The following is a 15,616-nucleotide window of genomic DNA, read 5'->3' as shown; positions in this document are numbered from 1 at the left end:
AAACGAAAACGGCGCAGCCCTTTTCAGGTGCTGCGCCGTTATCTGCTATATAAGATAGCTACTTAATTGGTGCGGACGAAGAGACTCGAACTCTTACACCTTGCGGCGCTGGAACCTAAATCCAGTGTGTCTACCAATTCCACCACGTCCGCGTATCAAGCTTTTAAAGCAAAGGCGCCAGACTATTAATCTGGCGCCTTTCGGAATATGGGGTGGACGATGGGGATCGAACCCACGACAACAGGAGTCACAATCCTGTGCTCTACCAACTGAGCTACGCCCACCATATTGCGTTGTTGCGTTACTTGTGCCAAAGCTGCCTAATGGCGCACCCGGCAGGACTCGAACCTGCGACCATCCGCTTAGAAGGCGGATGCTCTATCCAGCTGAGCTACGGGCGCCTTATTAATCTGTATTCTTTAATGATTACAAACTAAGTGCTTTCAGTCGTTACGAGCTAAACATCAACTCTGCCCGACCTTCTTAACCAGTGCTAGGCTGTGCCCGACAAGTGCGACGAATGTTATAGACGAGCCGTTAGGTCGTCAACTCTTTTTTGAAAAAAATTCATTTAATTAAAGGAGTTAGGGGAATTTGCAGACCAAGCGCCTTTGCCCTCACGTCCTGGCATGCGAGAATGCGTTCTCTTTTTCTCTCCCTCTCGATGGTTAATCACGCGTCATGACTGCACAACTAATCGACGGCAAAGCGATCGCCGCTAGCCTGCGCCAGCAGATCGCCAAACGTGTCGCCGAGCGTCGCCAGCAAGGCCTGCGTACTCCAGGCCTCGCGGTGATCCTGGTCGGCAGCGACCCGGCCTCTCAGGTTTATGTCTCGCACAAGCGTAAAGACTGCGAAGAGGTCGGCTTTCTTTCAAAAGCCTATGACTTGCCTACAGGCACCACTCAAGAAGAACTGGCCGGCCTGATCGACCGCCTCAACGATGACCCGAACATCGATGGCGTCCTGCTACAGCTGCCACTGCCCGAACACCTCGATGCCTCCAAACTGCTGGAACGCATCCGCCCGGATAAAGACGTGGATGGTTTCCATCCTTATAACGTCGGCCGCCTGGCCCAACGCATCCCCCTGCTGCGTCCATGCACCCCGAAAGGCATCATGACCCTGCTGGAAAGCACCGGTGCCGATCTGTACGGCATGGATGCAGTCGTGGTCGGCGCTTCCAACATCGTCGGTCGCCCGATGGCGATGGAGCTGCTGCTGGCCGGCTGCACCGTTACCGTCACCCACCGCTTCACCAAGGATCTGGCCGGCCACGTCGGGCGTGCCGATCTGGTGGTCGTGGCCGCCGGCAAGCCGGGCCTGGTCAAGGGTGAATGGATCAAGGAAGGCGCCATCGTCATCGACGTCGGCATCAACCGCCAGGAAGACGGCAAGCTGGTGGGCGATGTGGTCTACGAGACCGCCCTGCCCCGCGCTGGCTGGATCACCCCGGTACCGGGGGGCGTCGGCCCGATGACGCGTGCCTGCCTGCTGGAAAACACCTTGTACGCGGCAGAAACGCTGCACGACTGACCCTGGGAAACATCCCGGATAAAAAGAACCCCGCCATTGGCGGGGTTCTTTGTTTCTGCTCGCCGAAGACCTGGACCGAATACCCCGCTTGCAGCGGACGATCTACTCATCAGAAAGAAGAGGATCGAACTGGTACAAATCTGGTACAGGATGAAATTTAATTTACCTGGAGCCCTTTACCTACGGGCGTGTAGCTCTTTCCTGACACATACTCATAAAATGTAACGTTTTTCTGAAAGCAGCCCGTTGCAGAACGGCATATCCACTTCATGAGTCCGCCCGCGTGAAAATCCGTCTTTCTATCCTGAGCCTATTTTTTGCACTTACAGGCACCTTTATCACGCAGAGCGCCGTCGCTCGCGAAACCACCGAAGCGCCGCGCGATCCCTCCCAACTGCATATTGCCTCCGGCAGCGCCCTGCTGCTGGACCTGCAGACCAACAAGGTCATTTATTCCAGCAATCCCGACGTGGTCGTGCCCATCGCGTCGGTGACCAAGCTGATGACCGGTCTGATCGTACTCGACGCCAAACAACCGCTGGATGAATACATCTCCGTGGACATCAGCAACACCCCGGAAATGAAAGGTGTGTTTTCCCGGGTCAAGCTCAAGAGCGAGCTGCCGCGCAAGGAGATGCTGCTGATCGCCCTGATGTCGTCGGAAAACCGTGCCGCCGCCAGCCTCGCCCACCACTACCCGGGCGGGTATGCAGCCTTTATTGCCGCCATGAACGCCAAGGCCAAGGCACTGGGCATGACCAGCACGCACTATGTCGAGCCGACCGGCCTGTCGGTCCATAACGTGTCCACCGCACGGGACCTGAGCAAACTGTTGCTGGCGGCGCGCAAATACCCGCTGCTGAGCGAGCTGAGCACCACCAAGGAAAAGACCGTGGCGTTCCGCAAACCCAACTACACCCTGGGCTTTCGCAACACCGATCACCTGGTCAACAGGGCCAACTGGGACATCAAGCTGACCAAGACCGGCTTTACCGATGAAGCAGGCCACTGCCTGGTACTGGTGACCAGCATGAGCAACCGCCCGGTCGCCCTGGTGATTCTCGACGCCTTCGGCAAATACACGCACTTCGCCGATGCCAGCCGCATCCGCCAGTGGCTGGAAACCGGTAAAAGCGGCTCGGTACCGAATGCCGCCTTGAGCTACAAAGCCGGCAAAAACCTGAAAAGCCGTCAGAGCGGCGTCGCCCAGACTGCCGAATAGAAGCTGGCGGACCCAAAAAAGGCCGCGGATCTGTCGATCGCGGCCCTTTCAAAGACGGCGCCCCTGGGCGCCGTCAGCGTTTCTGCAACCTCAGTTGGCACTCAACGCCTTGGTCGCCCGTGCTGCCGCGTTCTCCTGCCCGGCCTGGGCCAACTCATCGGCCGCCTTCAGCCAACGCTGGCGATCGACCTGGGCGGGTACCTGGGTCGGCCCCTGAATCAGCACCGCCCAGTGTCCCGCACCGCTCCAGGCCGATTCGAACTTGGCAAAGTCCATCAACAGACGACGATTCATTCCCGCTCGCAGCAACACCGTCTGCTTGTGCCGGTTATAGCCTGCCAACACGGCATAGCGAGGTTCGGCCCAGAACGCCGAGCCTTCGGTGTAACGCACCATCACCGGGTATCCCGCGGCAACCTGGGTCAGCAGCGCCGCTAAATTGTCGTCCAGCGGATAGACCACCATCCCGTACTCACGCGCCAGGGTCAGCATGTTCTGCTGCAACTTCGCCTCGGCGCCTGGCAGGTGCAACGGCTTGTCCAGTAGGCCCGGGGTGATCACGATACCTTGCTGGGACAGCATGCTGGCCAGGGTGCCCGGGCCGCTCTGATAGGTTTCGCCGCGGAAAAACGGTACGCCGTTGAGTTCCACCCGCTCGGGCAGGCGCTGAATCTCCGGCTGCACGCTGCTGGCGCAACCGGCCAGCGTCAGGGCGCAGGCGCCCGCCAACAACAGTGTTCGAAATCGCAGAAACATCCGTTCCATCATGACTCTCTTGTGCAGACGCCAAGCCAGGAGCCCCGGCCGAAACGCTGATCATAGGGCGCCACGAGGCAAGGGTATAGCGTCAAGCCGCAGTAATTTGCGCCTCATAGAGCAAACCGTTTGATGACACTCGACTATTGGTCAATGGCTTGAAACACAACCGCGACTAGACTGTCCATTGCAACGAGTGTGTGCCCCGGACAGGGCAAAAAGGAAGCATGTATGAGCCTGACAACGACAATTCTGATGCTGATCGGCGGCTGGCTGGCCGTCGCCGCTGCCATGCTCTGGGGCGTCCTGCGGATCGCTCGCCGGCACCATCATCCGCGCTTGCCGACTCCCGCCGCGAAAACCGCAAAACCGGCCCGGCATCACGCCACCGCGCACTGACTGGCGCTTTTTCTCCCACCCAATAAAAAACGGCGGCCTGTGTCCTTGAACACAGGCCGCCGTCGGTTGTTGCCGCGAATCAGGCTTCGACTTCCGCCTCCGCCGTCACGCGCTTCTGCCGGGCACGACGGGCCAGCATGTTCAGCCCCTCGATGGCCGCCGAGAAAGCCATGGCCGCGTACACATAACCTTTTGGTACATGGGCACCGAAACCTTCGGCGATCAGCGTCATGCCGATCATGATCAGGAAGCCCAGGGCCAGCATGACCACCGTCGGGTTGTCATTGATGAACTTGGCCAGAGGCTCGGCCGCCAGCAGCATCACCAGTACCGACACCACCACCGCGATGATCATGATCGGCAAGTGCTCGGTCATGCCGACGGCAGTGATGATGCTGTCGATGGAGAACACCATGTCCAGCATCAGGATCTGGCCGATCGCCGCGGCGAACCCCAGGGACACGCCAGCGGTCTCGCTTTTGCTGTCCTGCGGCTCCGGGTCCATGCTGTGATGGATCTCCGTGGTGGCCTTCCACAGCAGGAACAGGCCGCCGGCAATCAGAATCATGTCCTTCCAGGAGAAGACCTGGCCGAAGATATCGATCACCGGCTCGGTCAGCTGCACGATAAAGGCGATGGTGCTGAGCAACGCCAGACGCAGGATCAGGGCCATGCCGATACCGATCCGCCGGGCCTTGGCCCGATGCTGCTCGGGCAGCTTGTTGGTCAGGATCGAAATGAAGATCAGGTTATCGATGCCGAGCACGATTTCCATGACCACCAGGGTTGCCAGGGCGACCCAGGCGGTGGGGCTGGCAGCGAGTTGTAAAAGATATTCCATGGCTCAGTCCTGAGTCGGGGGTATGGGGGAATCAGATTTCCTGGGACGACGAGGTGGCTTCTTTGGCCTCGTCCGCCGGCTTTTCCTGCTTGCTGATCAAGCCTTGGGTCGCGTCGCTGATCGCCTGTTCGGCGGCCTTGTGCGTGTCGTCGATCGCCTGCTTGGCGTTTTCCGCGGCCTTGCCCAACAGCTGCTGCGCGCTTTTTTCCGCCTGCTCGCAACCGGCAAGGGTGATCAACGACAACGCCAGCAACGATGCGGCGATGGATTTATAGGTCATTGCGCTTTCCTCGTTAGAACGGACCGGGCCGAGACGATGGCCCGTCAATAGCGAGGCATTCTATGGAAGCGAACACTTCAGGAAAATTCGTATTTTTAACGGCTATACTTCGATTTTTACGAATCAAAGCCAGCCATGCTCAATTACCGTCAACTGCATTACTTCTGGGTCGTCGCCAAGACCGGCAGCATCGTCCGGGCCTGCGAGCAACTGAACCTGACCCCGCAAACCATCAGCGGGCAGATCACCCTGCTCGAACAAACCTATGGCATCGAGTTGTTTCGCCGGGTCGGCCGGCAACTGGAGTTGACCGAAGCCGGGCGCCAGACCCTGCCCTACGCCGAGCAGATGTTCCAACTGGGCGGCGAACTGGAAGCCATGCTCCAGGCCCAGCCCAACGAGCAGCAGATCCTGTTCCGGGTCGGCGTGGCCGATGTGGTGCCCAAATCGATCGTCTATCGCCTGATCGCCCCGACCATGGAGCTGAGCGAACCGATCCGCATCACCTGCCGCGAGGACAAGCTCGAACGCCTGCTGGCCGACCTGGCCATCCAGCGCCTGGACCTGGTGATCTCCGACAGCCCCATGCCCTCACATCTTGATATCAAGGGCTACAGCCAGAAACTCGGCGAGTGCGGCATCAGCTTTTTCGCCACCGAAGAACTGGCCGAGCGCTATGGAACGAACTTCCCCCATAGCCTGCATGGCGCTCCGCTGCTGATTCCCGGGCAGGAAACCGTGGTGCGCAGCCGCCTGCTGCGCTGGCTGGCCGAGCAGCAGATACAACCCAGGATCATCGGTGAGTTCGACGACAGCGCCTTGATGCAGGCATTCGGTCAGTCGGGCAGCGGGATCTTCATCAGTCCCAGCGTGATCGCCGACGAAGTGCGACGCCAATACGGCGTGCAACTGATCGGCCAGACCGACGCGGTCAGCGAGTCGTTCTACGCCATTTCGGTCGAACGCAAGGTCAAGCACCCCGGCATCGTGGCGATCACCGAAGGCGCCCGCCGCGAGCTGTTTACCGCCATGGGCGCCTGAGGAGGATCAGGCGCAGCTGGCCTGTGGCTTGAGGGTCATCAACAGCAGGGCCAGCAGGATCGACACCAGGATAAAACCAGCGGCGGCAAACCCCAGGCTACCCAGCCCCAGGGTATCGATGACCCGGCCGCCGACCATGGCGCCCAGGCCGATCCCCAGGTTGGCCCCGGCGATGTTCAACGACGCGGCAAACGCCGGCGCCTGAGGCGCGGCCTTGATCAGACGGACATGGCTGACCAGAAACAGCGCCGCCTGGGTCACGCCCCAGACACCCATGGCCGCCGCCAGGCCCAGCGGCGAGTGGATGCTCGGCACCAACGCCACCATGCCGCCAATCATCAAGGCGCAGAAGCCCATGGACGCCAGCAACGGATGACGGTCCACCGCGCGGCCGCCCAGCGAGTTGCCGATCAGCCCCACCGCGCCGAAGCCCATCAGGCACCAGCCGACCAGCGTGCCGTTGAAACCGGCCAGGCGCTCGAGGATGTCCGCCAGGTAGGTGTAGGCGGTGAACATGCCACTGAACACCAGGATCGACAGCAGCACATGCCCCTGCATCAAGGGGCTGCGCAGGATGCCGAACTGCGAGCGCAGGCTGGCCTGCTCGTTGTGCACGCGGGTCTGCGGCAGGTAGACATACAGCAGCAGCGCCTTGGCAAACGCCACCAGCGCCAGGATGCCGAACGCGCTGCGCCAGCCGAAGGCATCGGAAATCAGCGTACCCACCGGAATGCCGAACACCGTGGCGCAGACGATGCCGAAGCCGATCTTGGCGATGGCCCGCCCGGCATAGTCAGGGCCGACGATGTCCACCGCGGTTTCGCTGGCCAGGGCCCAGAACACCGGCAAGCCCAGCGCCGGGATCAGCCGCGCCACCGCCATCACCCAGATATTCGGCGCCAGCGCCGCCAGGGTATTGGCCAGGCCGAACATCACCAGTACCGAGATGAACAGGCGCTTGCGCTGGAAACGGGCGAAATAGGCCGTCAGGAACGGCCCGAACGCCGCCACGGTGAAGGCGAACAAGGTCACCAGCAGGCCGGCCTGCGGCACGCTGACCGCAAGATCCCGGGCAATCGAAGGCAGCAGGCCGACAATGATGAACTCCGTCGTCAGCACGGTAAAACCGGCGGCTGACAACAGCAGAATGGGCAACAGCATGGAAAACTCCGGAAACGACGACATCAGCGATGGCCTGGGGGCCCGCTGACTGGAGATGAGAAGAGGATGGCGAATCCTAACAGAATGTGTCCGCGCATGTCTGGGGTAGCGGCGAAAAAACCGCAGGCTACTCTAGAAGGCTCGGGTGGCAGATCGTCACATCCGTGGGCGAACCCCGTGTGATAAAGTCCGCCCCCTGCCGCAACACCCCGTACCTCCAGCAACTCACCAGCACGGCGTCCCCCGTCGACGCACGGCATATTAAAAAAATCAGAGATACCGCTATGACTGCTTCACCCCCGTCGCTCCTGGAAAAACTCAAACGCACCAGTCTGGTCACGCAGATCGTCATTGGCCTGGTCGCCGGTATCGCCCTGGCGTTGCTGGCCCCCGAACTGGCGAAATCCACCGCCTTTATCGGCAAGGTCTTTGTCTCGGCACTGAAAGCCGTCGCGCCGATCCTGGTGTTCGTGCTGGTGATGGCCTCCATCGCCAACCACAAGCACGGCCAGGAAACCCATATCCGCCCGATCCTCTGGCTCTACCTGCTGGGCACTTTCGCCGCGGCGGTGGTGGCGGTGATCGCCAGCAGCCTGTTCCCCTCCTCCCTGGTGCTGAGCACCCATGACGTCGCCATCTCCGCCCCCGGCGGCATCAGCGAAGTCCTGCAAAGCCTGCTGCTGAGCGTGGTGGACAACCCAGTCAGCGCGCTGATGAACGCCAACTTCATCGGCATCCTGGCCTGGGCCATCGGCATGGGCGTGGCCATCCGCCATGCCGGCAACACCACCCGCACCGTGCTGGACGACCTGTCCAATGGCGTGACCCTGATCGTGCGAGTGGTGATCCGCTTCGCCCCGCTGGGCATCTTCGGCCTGGTGGCCTCGACCCTGGCGACCTCGGGCTTCGGCGCCCTGCTCGGTTATATGCATCTGCTGGCGGTGCTGATCGGCTGCATGCTGTTCGTCGCGCTGGTGATGAACCCGCTGATCGTGTTCTGGAAGATCCGCCGCAACCCGTTCCCGCTGGTGCTCATGTGCCTGCGCGAAAGCGGCATCACCGCGTTCTTTACCCGCAGTTCGGCGGCCAACATTCCGGTCAACCTGGAACTGAGCAAGCGCCTGGGCCTGCATGAAGACACCTATTCGGTGTCGATCCCGCTGGGGGCCACCATCAACATGGCCGGCGCCGCCATCACCATCACCGTGCTGACCCTGGCCGCCGTGCATACCCTGGGCATTGCCGTCGACCTGCCCACCGCCGTGCTGCTCAGCGTGGTCGCCGCCATCTGTGCCTGTGGCGCTTCCGGCGTGGCTGGCGGTTCGCTGCTGTTGATTCCGCTGGCCTGCAGCCTGTTCGGCATCCCCAGCGAAATCGCCATGCAGGTGGTCGCCGTCGGCTTCATCATCGGCGTGCTGCAGGACTCGGCGGAAACCGCGCTGAACTCCTCCACCGACGTGCTCTTCACCGCCGCCGCGTGCATGGCCCAGGAAGAGAAGGTCCGCCAGACCGCCTGAGCCTGCATGCACAGCGCGCACTAAAAAGCCCGGCAAGGCTCGCACCTTGCCGGGCTTTTTTATCGGCTTAGCAGCCGGCTACATCAGAAGGCGCTATTTCAGAAAGCACCCATGTAGTCGCGCTTGCCGATTTCCACGCCGTTGTGACGCAGGATCGCGTAGGTGGTGGTGATGTGGAAGAAGAACTGCGGCAGACCGTAGGTCAGCAGGTAGGACTGGCCGCTGAAGCGCTTCTCTTTCGGGGTGCCCGGACGGGTGACGATCTCGATGCCTTCCTTGCCATCGATCTGCGCCGGCTGGATGCCGTCGATAAAGGCCAGGACCTTGGCCAGCAGCGCCTGCAGCTCGGCAAAGGTGGTTTCAGTGTCGTCGTACTTCGGCACTTCGACTTCGGCCAGGCGGGCCGAAACGCCCTTGGCGAAATCGACGGCGATCTGCACCTGACGGATCAGCGGGAACATGTCCGGGTACAGGCGGGCCTGCAGGAAGGCATTCGGGTCGATGTTCTTCGCCGTGGCGTGGGCTTCGGCCTTGTTCAGGACATCGCTCAGGGCGTTGAGCATTTGCTTGAAGACAGGAACGGAGGCGGCGTACAGGGAAATGGTCATGGTGATCTCGACAGGCTGACGGAAAAAAGCGGAAACAAAGGTGGCGCGATTATAGACCTGCCTGAGCCTCGCCGGCGGCTTGTCTTTTATCCAGCAAGGATTAGGCTAGTCGCCTTCGACAGCATAGGGAAAGCGCGATGAGCATCGAGCAAGAAACCTCCAGCGAGCAATTGCAACTGACCAGCACCGAACTGCGCATTCTCGGGTCGCTGATCGAGAAGCAGGCAACCAGCCCGGAAACCTATCCGCTGACCCTCAATGCCCTGGTCATCGCCTGCAACCAGAAAACCAGCCGCGAACCGGTGATGAACCTCACCCAGGGCCAGGTCGGCCAGAGCCTGCGCGCCCTGGAAAACCGCGGCTTCGCCCGCCTGGTAATGGGCAGCCGCGCCGACCGCTGGGAGCATCGCCTGGACAAGGCGCTGGAACTGGTGCCGGCGCAAGTGGCACTGGCCGGCCTGCTGTTCTTGCGCGGCCCGCAGACCGTCAACGAACTGCTGACCCGCAGCGGTCGCATGCACGATTTCGAAGACAGCGAACAGGTGGTGCATCAACTGGAGCGCCTGATCGCACGCGGCCTGGCGCTGCTGATTCCGCGCCAGGCCGGCCAGCGCGAAGATCGCTACATGCACGCCCTGGGAGACCCGGCGGATATCGAGGCGATCCTCGCCGCCCGGCAGAACCCGGTGGAACGCAGTTCGGGCAGCGGCGTATCGGCGGAGCGCATCGAAGAGCTGGAAGCGCGCATCGCCGCCCTCGAAGAGCGCCTGGCGAAACTCGAAGGCTGATCGCCCCCGCCTCTGTGGCAGCGCCTGGTAGCCGCTGCCGCAGTCGGCGCAACGTCTCAAAGACTACAAAAGCCCCTACTCCCCGTCCCAGTAATCCACCCCGTCCGCATGCCGCGCCACCGCGACGAATCCCGAGGCGTTGCCCTCATCGTCGATCTTGAAGTCCTTCATCACCACATACTTGCCGGAATCCGGGTATTCGCAGATATCCGGCGCCTCCTGGGTGCTGACCGCCAGATAGCGCAGCTCGCCCTGGCTGGTGTTGATGATCTGGTGCGCGGTGTCCATGTCGCCCGGCGGGCAGGCAATCACATCGCCGGCGCGGATGGCAAAACGCTCGGCGCCGAGACGGATCTCGCCCTCGCCGGCGACTATGTAGAACATCTCTTCGTTGACGCGATGGTTATGGAAGGGGCTGGCGCGCATCCCCGGGCCCAGGGCAATCAGCCGGTAGCCGAGCTTCCGGGCACCCAGTTGCTGACCGATACGGGCGATGCGCTGGACATAACGGCCGGCGGTGTCGCCGGTGGGGCTCAGGGCTTCAGGCAGCGGCTGAAGGTCCGCCTGATCCAGATTGAGAATGGCAGGTGGCATAACGGTCCTCGATCACGGTGACGTGGAACAGGGGCAAGTCTTGGCTTGCTGGCGACCAGTATAGGCAGGGCTTCGCGCGCCACCGACCTGCCCTGCTCCACCCACCGATCAGGCCCGGGCGAAGGCCACCGCCTGCTGGAACTGCTCGGCGCTGGGGCGCACGCCGGTGTACAGCACGAACTGCTCCAGCGCCTGGATGGCGATCACTTCCAGGCCGGTGATCACCTGTTTGCCTTCGGCCCGGGCGCGCAGGATCAGCGGGGTTTCCGCCGGCACCGCCACCACGTCGAACACGGTGCGCGCGGCCTGGATCGCCTCGACCGGGAACGCCAGCTGGTCGGCCTCGGGACCGCCGCTCATACCGATCGGGGTGACGTTGATCAGCATCTGCGGGCGCAGTTCGCCCAGTTCCGCCTGCCAGGCATAGCCCAGGGAGTCGGCGAGGGCCTGCCCGGCTTGGGCATTGCGGGCAACTATCACGCCATCGTGGTAGCCACCATCGCGCAAGGCGCTGGCCACCGCCTTGGCCATGCCGCCGCTGCCGCGCAGGGCAAAGCGGGTGTCCTTGGGGATCCGGTGGCTGTCGAGCAACTGGGCGACGGCGATGTAATCGGTGTTGTAGGCCTTGAGGTGGCCGTTGGTGTTGACGATGGTGTTGATCGACTGGATCGCGCTGGCCGAGGCGTCCAGTTCGTCCACCAGGGCAATGCAGGCCTCCTTGAACGGCATGGACACGCCACAGCCGCGAATGCCCAGGGCGCGGATCCCACCGACGGCGCCTGGCAGGTCCTGGCTGCTGAACGCCTTGTAGTAGAAGTTCAGGCCCAGCTGTTCATACAAATGATTGTGAAAGCGCAGGCCGAAATTCCCCGGACGCCCTGACAGCGACATACACAACTGGGTGTCTTTGTTGGGGTTCATCTGCATGTTGATCTCCTTGGAACGCACTTTCGGATAGACGGGATTAGCCAGTCATCGGGTTCTGTCCGATCATATCGACAGCGCCTGAAAGACGGGCCTGTCGCCTACGGACGAGGGTAAAGAAGCCGGTACAGACCTTACACAAAATTTACCCGGCGGCTGTGCAGTTTTTCAGAAAAAAGCTGTCTTAGAAGTATCCCCGCGACAGTCCTCGCGTCTATTGCAGACCGAGCGCTGGGGTCGGAACCGAGGAATAGCCATGATGCGTAAAATCCCCAAGATAGCCTTGCTCATTGGTGCACTTGCTGTCGCCGGTCAAGCGTCCGCCCACGGTGGCGGTGGTTGGGGTGGCCCGGCGGTAGTCGGTGCCGTGGTCGGCGCAGCGGTGGTGGGTTCGGTGATCGCCAGCCACAGTCGCCCGGTCTACGTGCAACAACCGATCTATGTTCAGCCGCAACCGGTGTATGCCGCGCCGCCACCGGTCTACTACCAGCCACAGCCGGTGTACGTGGAAGGCCCGCCGGTCTATTACCGCCCGGCCCCGGTGTATTACGGCCCGCCTCGCGGCTACTACGGCCCGCCACGCCATTACTACTATGGCCCTGGCCGCTGGTAATTCCGGCGACCGCACACCCACAGGCCCCGCCTTCACCAGTGGGGCCTGTTGCGTTTGAAACAACCCTGAAACGTCTGAATAAATCTTGCAGAGGTCGCTGCCGGGACAGCTTTTGCGATTCAATCCGGCAATAGTGTTGCCAAAGGCAGCCCCTACGCTGAAGCCTACAATTGTCATATTTATGTCATGTCAGGTCCGCAAGATCGGATCTGTCCACAAAACGGCCCCATAACAACAAGGACGACGCCCATGCCGACACAAAACCCCCATCACTCCCCCACCCTGGGTACCGCGAGCAAGGTGTATAGCGCCCTGACCGAACTCAAGCACCTGGAAGGCCACCGCAGCGCCAAGTTCCTGGCCTTGCTGGCCGAGCACCTGGTGCGCAAGGGCCTGTTGCACGACCCGGAAGTGGTCTACATGCTCGATCAGGTCGTCGACTGATCGGGCTGGCGCTTTTTTCGCCGGTATCGATGTCCACTATCGAGCGCGGTGATTTTTCGTCGAACCTCTCGGTCCGTAAGGTAGCCCCATTGATTGATGGAGGTACTTATGCCCAAGGTTCAGATCATGTCCGTTATCGGTAGCGCCGTTCCCACCTCGCTCAGGGAGCTGGGGTTGCTGGCGTGTTGGTACCTGGTGCGCGACGGCGAGCCGGTCAGCGGCCCGCTCACTTCGCTGACCGCCGCCCAGGCCCTGTCGCAAAAGATCGAGCAGCGCGTCCTGCATGCCTAAGGCAGCGGCAGCTGTGTCCGCGGCCGGGTATCGACGAACAGGTCCCAGCTCGAGATGAACAGCGCGGCGATCAACGGCCCGATGACAAAGCCGTTCAGGCCGAAGATCGCCAGGCCCCCCAGGGTCGAAATCAGAATCAGGTAGTCCGGCATCCTGGTGTCCTTGCCCACCAGGATCGGGCGCAGCACGTTGTCCACCAGGCCGATCACGAACACCCCGTACAAGCCCAGCAACACGCCTTGCCAGATCGCCCCGCTGAGCAGGAAGTACAGGGCCACCGGGCCCCAGACGATCGCCGCGCCCACCGCCGGCAACAACGACAGCAAGGCCATCAGCACTGCCCACAGCAGCGGGCTGGGAATCTCCAGAAACCAGAAAATCAGCCCGCCCAGCACCCCCTGGCTGACCGCCACCAGCACGTTGCCCTTCACCGTGGCCCGCACCACCCGACTGAACTTGAGCTGCAACCGGCGCTTCTGGTGCTCGGCCAACGGCACCGCGATGCGCACCTTGCGTACCAGTTCGGCGCCATCGCGCAAAAAGAAGAACAACAGGTACAGCATCACGAAAAAGCTCACCACGAACTTGAAGGTGCCCTGGCCGACGCTGAAAGCCTGGGTGGCGAAGAACTGGCTGCCTTGCAGCGCGCTCTTGACGATCTTCTCGCGCACGCTCTCCAGCTCACCCAGGCCGAAGCGGTCCAGCAGCTGCTGGAAGTACAGCGGCAGGCTGTGCTTGAACCGGTCCAGCTGACCGGCGATGTCCAGTTCGCCGCTTTCGATGCTCTGGTAAAGGTTGGCGCCCTCCTGCACCAGCAGGGTGCTGATGATGACCACCGGCAGAATGGCGCTCACCAGGCAGATGCTCAGGGTGCAAAAGGCCGTCAGGTTGCGTGGCCAACCGAACTTGATTTGCAGGCGCCGATGCAGCGGGTCGAACAGGATGCCGAGAATCACCGCCCAGAACACCGCGCCGTAAAAGGGCAGCAGGATCCAGATGAAGGCGACGGTCACCAGGGTCAGCAGAAGCAACAGGCTTTTGTGTTGCATGAGGTGCTGGTTCATGTCCGCTCCCCGTCAATAAGGTCCAGGGCGCCGCAAAGCGCCCCTAAAGCGTTAGTCCGCCGGTGTTCGGCCAAGTGCCCTGTTTTATTCGTCGAGCATAGATCCAGATCAATGAAGTCTGTTGGCCCAGGCCTTACCCTCGCGACCTTTTGCCATCGACAAACCGCCATGACGCCCCTGACCCGCCCCGAACTGCTCGCCCCCGCCGGCACTCTGAAAAACATGCGCTACGCCTTCGCCTATGGCGCCGATGCGGTATACGCCGGCCAGCCGCGCTACAGCCTGCGGGTGCGCAACAACGAATTCGACCACGCCAACCTGGCCCTCGGCATTCGCGAGGCCCAGGCCCAGGGCAAGCGCTTCTACGTGGTGGTCAACATCGCCCCGCACAACGCCAAGCTCAAGACCTTCCTCAAGGACCTGGAGCCGGTGATCGCCATGGCTCCGGACGCGCTGATCATGTCCGACCCGGGGCTGATCATGCTGGTGCGCCGGCACTTCCCGCAGATGCCGATCCACCTGTCGGTGCAGGCCAATACGGTGAACTGGGCCAGCGTCGAGTTCTGGCAGCAACAGGGCCTGAGCCGGATCATCCTGTCCCGCGAACTGTCCCTGGAAGAGATCGAGGAAATCCGCCAGCAGGTGCCGGCCATGGAGCTCGAGGTATTCGTCCATGGCGCCCTGTGCATGGCCTACTCCGGGCGCTGCCTGCTGTCGGGCTACATGAACAAGCGCGACGCCAACCAGGGCACCTGCACCAATGCCTGCCGCTGGAAATACCAGGCAGAAGAAGCGACGGAGAACACCCTCGGCGAGATCGTCCAGCAGTTCCAGCCGGAGCCGACCCTGGGCCTGGGGGCGCCGACCGAGCAGGTGTTCCTGCTGCGCGAGGCCAATCGCCCGGACGAAGCGATGCCGGCCTTCGAGGACGAGCACGGCACCTACATCATGAACGCCAAGGACCTGCGTGCGGTGCAGCACGTCGAGCGCCTGACGCGCATGGGCGTGCACTCGTTGAAGATCGAGGGCCGCACCAAGTCGCACTTCTATTGCGCCCGTACCACCCAGGTCTATCGCCGGGCCATCGACGACGCGGTAGCCGGCCGCGAGTTCGACCGCAGCCTGATGAACGACCTGGAGTCCCTGGCCCAGCGTGGTTACACCGAAGGTTTCCTGCGCCGCCATGTGCACGACGAATACCAGAACTACCTGAACGGCAGCTCGGTATCGGAACGCCAGCAGTTCGTCGGCGAACTCACCGGCGAGCGCCGTGACCGGCTGGCGGAAGTGAAAGTGAAGAACCGCTTTGCCCTGGGCGACCATATGGAGCTGATGACCCCCAAGGGCAACTTCCACTTCGACCTGCATCAGTTGCAGAACATCCATGGCGAGCCGATCGAGGTCGCACCGGGAGACGGGCACAGGGTGTACCTGCCGATCCCGGACGCGGTGGATCTGCGCTTTGCCCTGTTGATGCGCGACGTGACGCCGAACAGCGCGGTGTAATCCTGATTGCGGTGGCGTCTCTGATGACGCC

At 61.9% G+C, this 15,616-nt stretch carries 18 protein-coding genes and 3 tRNA genes; 10 read left to right on the top strand and 11 right to left on the bottom strand.

Features of this window, described 5'->3' with window-relative positions:
* Positions 1–67 precede the first annotated feature (67 nt).
* The 3 genes from PVZ78_RS10335 to PVZ78_RS10325 all read right to left on the bottom strand — a co-directional run bounded on the left by PVZ78_RS10335 (position 68) and on the right by PVZ78_RS10325 (position 401).
* Positions 68–152: transfer RNA gene (locus PVZ78_RS10335), tRNA-Leu, on the bottom strand.
* A gap of 56 nt (positions 153–208) precedes the next feature.
* Positions 209–284: transfer RNA gene (locus PVZ78_RS10330), tRNA-His, on the bottom strand.
* Between the two features lie 40 nt (positions 285–324).
* Positions 325–401 (bottom strand) — tRNA-Arg (locus tag PVZ78_RS10325).
* A 280-nt stretch (positions 402–681) separates the two neighbouring features.
* Between PVZ78_RS10325 and folD the strand changes: the two genes are divergently transcribed.
* Positions 682–1,536 carry a bifunctional methylenetetrahydrofolate dehydrogenase/methenyltetrahydrofolate cyclohydrolase FolD gene (gene folD / locus PVZ78_RS10320; RefSeq protein WP_009049852.1) on the top strand — a complete coding sequence of 285 codons (855 nt, stop codon included), beginning with the start codon at positions 682–684 and terminating at the stop codon, positions 1,534–1,536.
* A 283-nt stretch (positions 1,537–1,819) separates the two neighbouring features.
* Entirely contained in the window at positions 1,820–2,758 is a 939-nt protein-coding gene (gene pbpG, locus PVZ78_RS10315) for a D-alanyl-D-alanine endopeptidase (RefSeq protein ID WP_009049853.1), read from the top strand.
* A 90-nt stretch (positions 2,759–2,848) separates the two neighbouring features.
* Here the strand turns inward: pbpG and PVZ78_RS10310 are convergent, their stop codons facing one another.
* Positions 2,849–3,523 (bottom strand): PA2778 family cysteine peptidase, encoded by a 675-nt coding sequence (locus PVZ78_RS10310; protein WP_273828643.1) that lies wholly within the window; start codon positions 3,521–3,523, stop codon positions 2,849–2,851.
* 222 nt (positions 3,524–3,745) lie between these two features.
* Here PVZ78_RS10310 and PVZ78_RS10305 point away from each other — a divergent pair, with 222 nt between their 5' ends.
* The gene (locus PVZ78_RS10305) at positions 3,746–3,913 is read left to right on the top strand and encodes a hypothetical protein (RefSeq protein ID WP_009049855.1); all 168 of its coding nucleotides are present in this window, start codon (positions 3,746–3,748) and stop codon (positions 3,911–3,913) included.
* A gap of 79 nt (positions 3,914–3,992) precedes the next feature.
* Here PVZ78_RS10305 and PVZ78_RS10300 read toward each other — a convergent pair whose 3' ends face one another.
* Entirely contained in the window at positions 3,993–4,754 is a 762-nt protein-coding gene (locus PVZ78_RS10300; protein ID WP_009049856.1) for a TerC family protein, read from the bottom strand.
* A gap of 31 nt (positions 4,755–4,785) precedes the next feature.
* Positions 4,786–5,034, bottom strand: a complete 249-nt coding sequence (locus PVZ78_RS10295; RefSeq protein WP_009044657.1) for a hypothetical protein — start codon at positions 5,032–5,034, stop codon at positions 4,786–4,788.
* A 135-nt stretch (positions 5,035–5,169) separates the two neighbouring features.
* Here PVZ78_RS10295 and nhaR point away from each other — a divergent pair, with 135 nt between their 5' ends.
* A complete protein-coding gene (nhaR, locus tag PVZ78_RS10290; RefSeq protein ID WP_009049858.1) occupies positions 5,170–6,075 on the top strand; it encodes a transcriptional activator NhaR in 906 nt (301 codons plus the stop codon).
* A gap of 6 nt (positions 6,076–6,081) precedes the next feature.
* On the opposite strand, the gene PVZ78_RS10285 is transcribed toward nhaR, so the two are convergent.
* Positions 6,082–7,236, bottom strand: coding sequence for an MFS transporter (locus PVZ78_RS10285; RefSeq protein ID WP_009049859.1), 1,155 nt, complete (start codon positions 7,234–7,236; stop codon positions 6,082–6,084).
* Between the two features lie 284 nt (positions 7,237–7,520).
* Here PVZ78_RS10285 and sstT point away from each other — a divergent pair, with 284 nt between their 5' ends.
* Positions 7,521–8,753: a serine/threonine transporter SstT gene (gene sstT, locus PVZ78_RS10280; protein ID WP_053269495.1), complete on the top strand. Its 1,233-nt coding sequence runs from the start codon at positions 7,521–7,523 to the stop codon at positions 8,751–8,753.
* A 98-nt stretch (positions 8,754–8,851) separates the two neighbouring features.
* On the opposite strand, the gene PVZ78_RS10275 is transcribed toward sstT, so the two are convergent.
* A complete protein-coding gene (locus tag PVZ78_RS10275) occupies positions 8,852–9,361 on the bottom strand; it encodes a DUF1993 domain-containing protein (RefSeq protein WP_053269496.1) in 510 nt (169 codons plus the stop codon).
* A 137-nt stretch (positions 9,362–9,498) separates the two neighbouring features.
* Between PVZ78_RS10275 and PVZ78_RS10270 the strand changes: the two genes are divergently transcribed.
* Positions 9,499–10,149 (top strand): YceH family protein, encoded by a 651-nt coding sequence (locus PVZ78_RS10270; protein WP_009049862.1) that lies wholly within the window; start codon positions 9,499–9,501, stop codon positions 10,147–10,149.
* Between the two features lie 75 nt (positions 10,150–10,224).
* On the opposite strand, the gene PVZ78_RS10265 is transcribed toward PVZ78_RS10270, so the two are convergent.
* Positions 10,225–10,743, bottom strand: a complete 519-nt coding sequence (locus PVZ78_RS10265) for a cupin domain-containing protein (RefSeq protein WP_028682977.1) — start codon at positions 10,741–10,743, stop codon at positions 10,225–10,227.
* 108 nt (positions 10,744–10,851) lie between these two features.
* Positions 10,852–11,670, bottom strand: a complete 819-nt coding sequence (locus tag PVZ78_RS10260) for a shikimate 5-dehydrogenase (RefSeq protein ID WP_038633703.1) — start codon at positions 11,668–11,670, stop codon at positions 10,852–10,854.
* A gap of 253 nt (positions 11,671–11,923) precedes the next feature.
* Here PVZ78_RS10260 and PVZ78_RS10255 point away from each other — a divergent pair, with 253 nt between their 5' ends.
* From PVZ78_RS10255 to PVZ78_RS10245, 3 genes are all read left to right on the top strand, one after another.
* Positions 11,924–12,280: a hypothetical protein gene (locus PVZ78_RS10255; RefSeq protein WP_273828642.1), complete on the top strand. Its 357-nt coding sequence runs from the start codon at positions 11,924–11,926 to the stop codon at positions 12,278–12,280.
* Between the two features lie 249 nt (positions 12,281–12,529).
* Positions 12,530–12,724 carry a hypothetical protein gene (locus tag PVZ78_RS10250; protein ID WP_007927235.1) on the top strand — a complete coding sequence of 65 codons (195 nt, stop codon included), beginning with the start codon at positions 12,530–12,532 and terminating at the stop codon, positions 12,722–12,724.
* 108 nt (positions 12,725–12,832) lie between these two features.
* Complete coding sequence (locus PVZ78_RS10245; protein WP_007927236.1) at positions 12,833–13,015, top strand: hypothetical protein; 183 nt, start codon at positions 12,833–12,835, stop codon at positions 13,013–13,015.
* Here the strand turns inward: PVZ78_RS10245 and PVZ78_RS10240 are convergent.
* Entirely contained in the window at positions 13,012–14,079 is a 1,068-nt protein-coding gene (locus PVZ78_RS10240) for an AI-2E family transporter (protein ID WP_009049865.1), read from the bottom strand. The two genes, PVZ78_RS10245 and PVZ78_RS10240, sit on opposite strands and share 4 nt — an antisense overlap.
* A 168-nt stretch (positions 14,080–14,247) precedes the next feature.
* Between PVZ78_RS10240 and trhP the strand changes: the two genes are divergently transcribed.
* Entirely contained in the window at positions 14,248–15,585 is a 1,338-nt protein-coding gene (gene trhP, locus PVZ78_RS10235; protein ID WP_273828641.1) for a prephenate-dependent tRNA uridine(34) hydroxylase TrhP, read from the top strand.
* The last annotated feature ends 31 nt before the right edge of the window (positions 15,586–15,616 follow it).

Source organism: Pseudomonas sp. SBT1-2 (assembly GCF_028640875.1).
GTDB lineage: Bacteria > Pseudomonadota > Gammaproteobacteria > Pseudomonadales > Pseudomonadaceae > Aquipseudomonas > Aquipseudomonas chlororaphis_I.
This window is presented reverse-complemented; position numbering and strand designations above follow the sequence as displayed.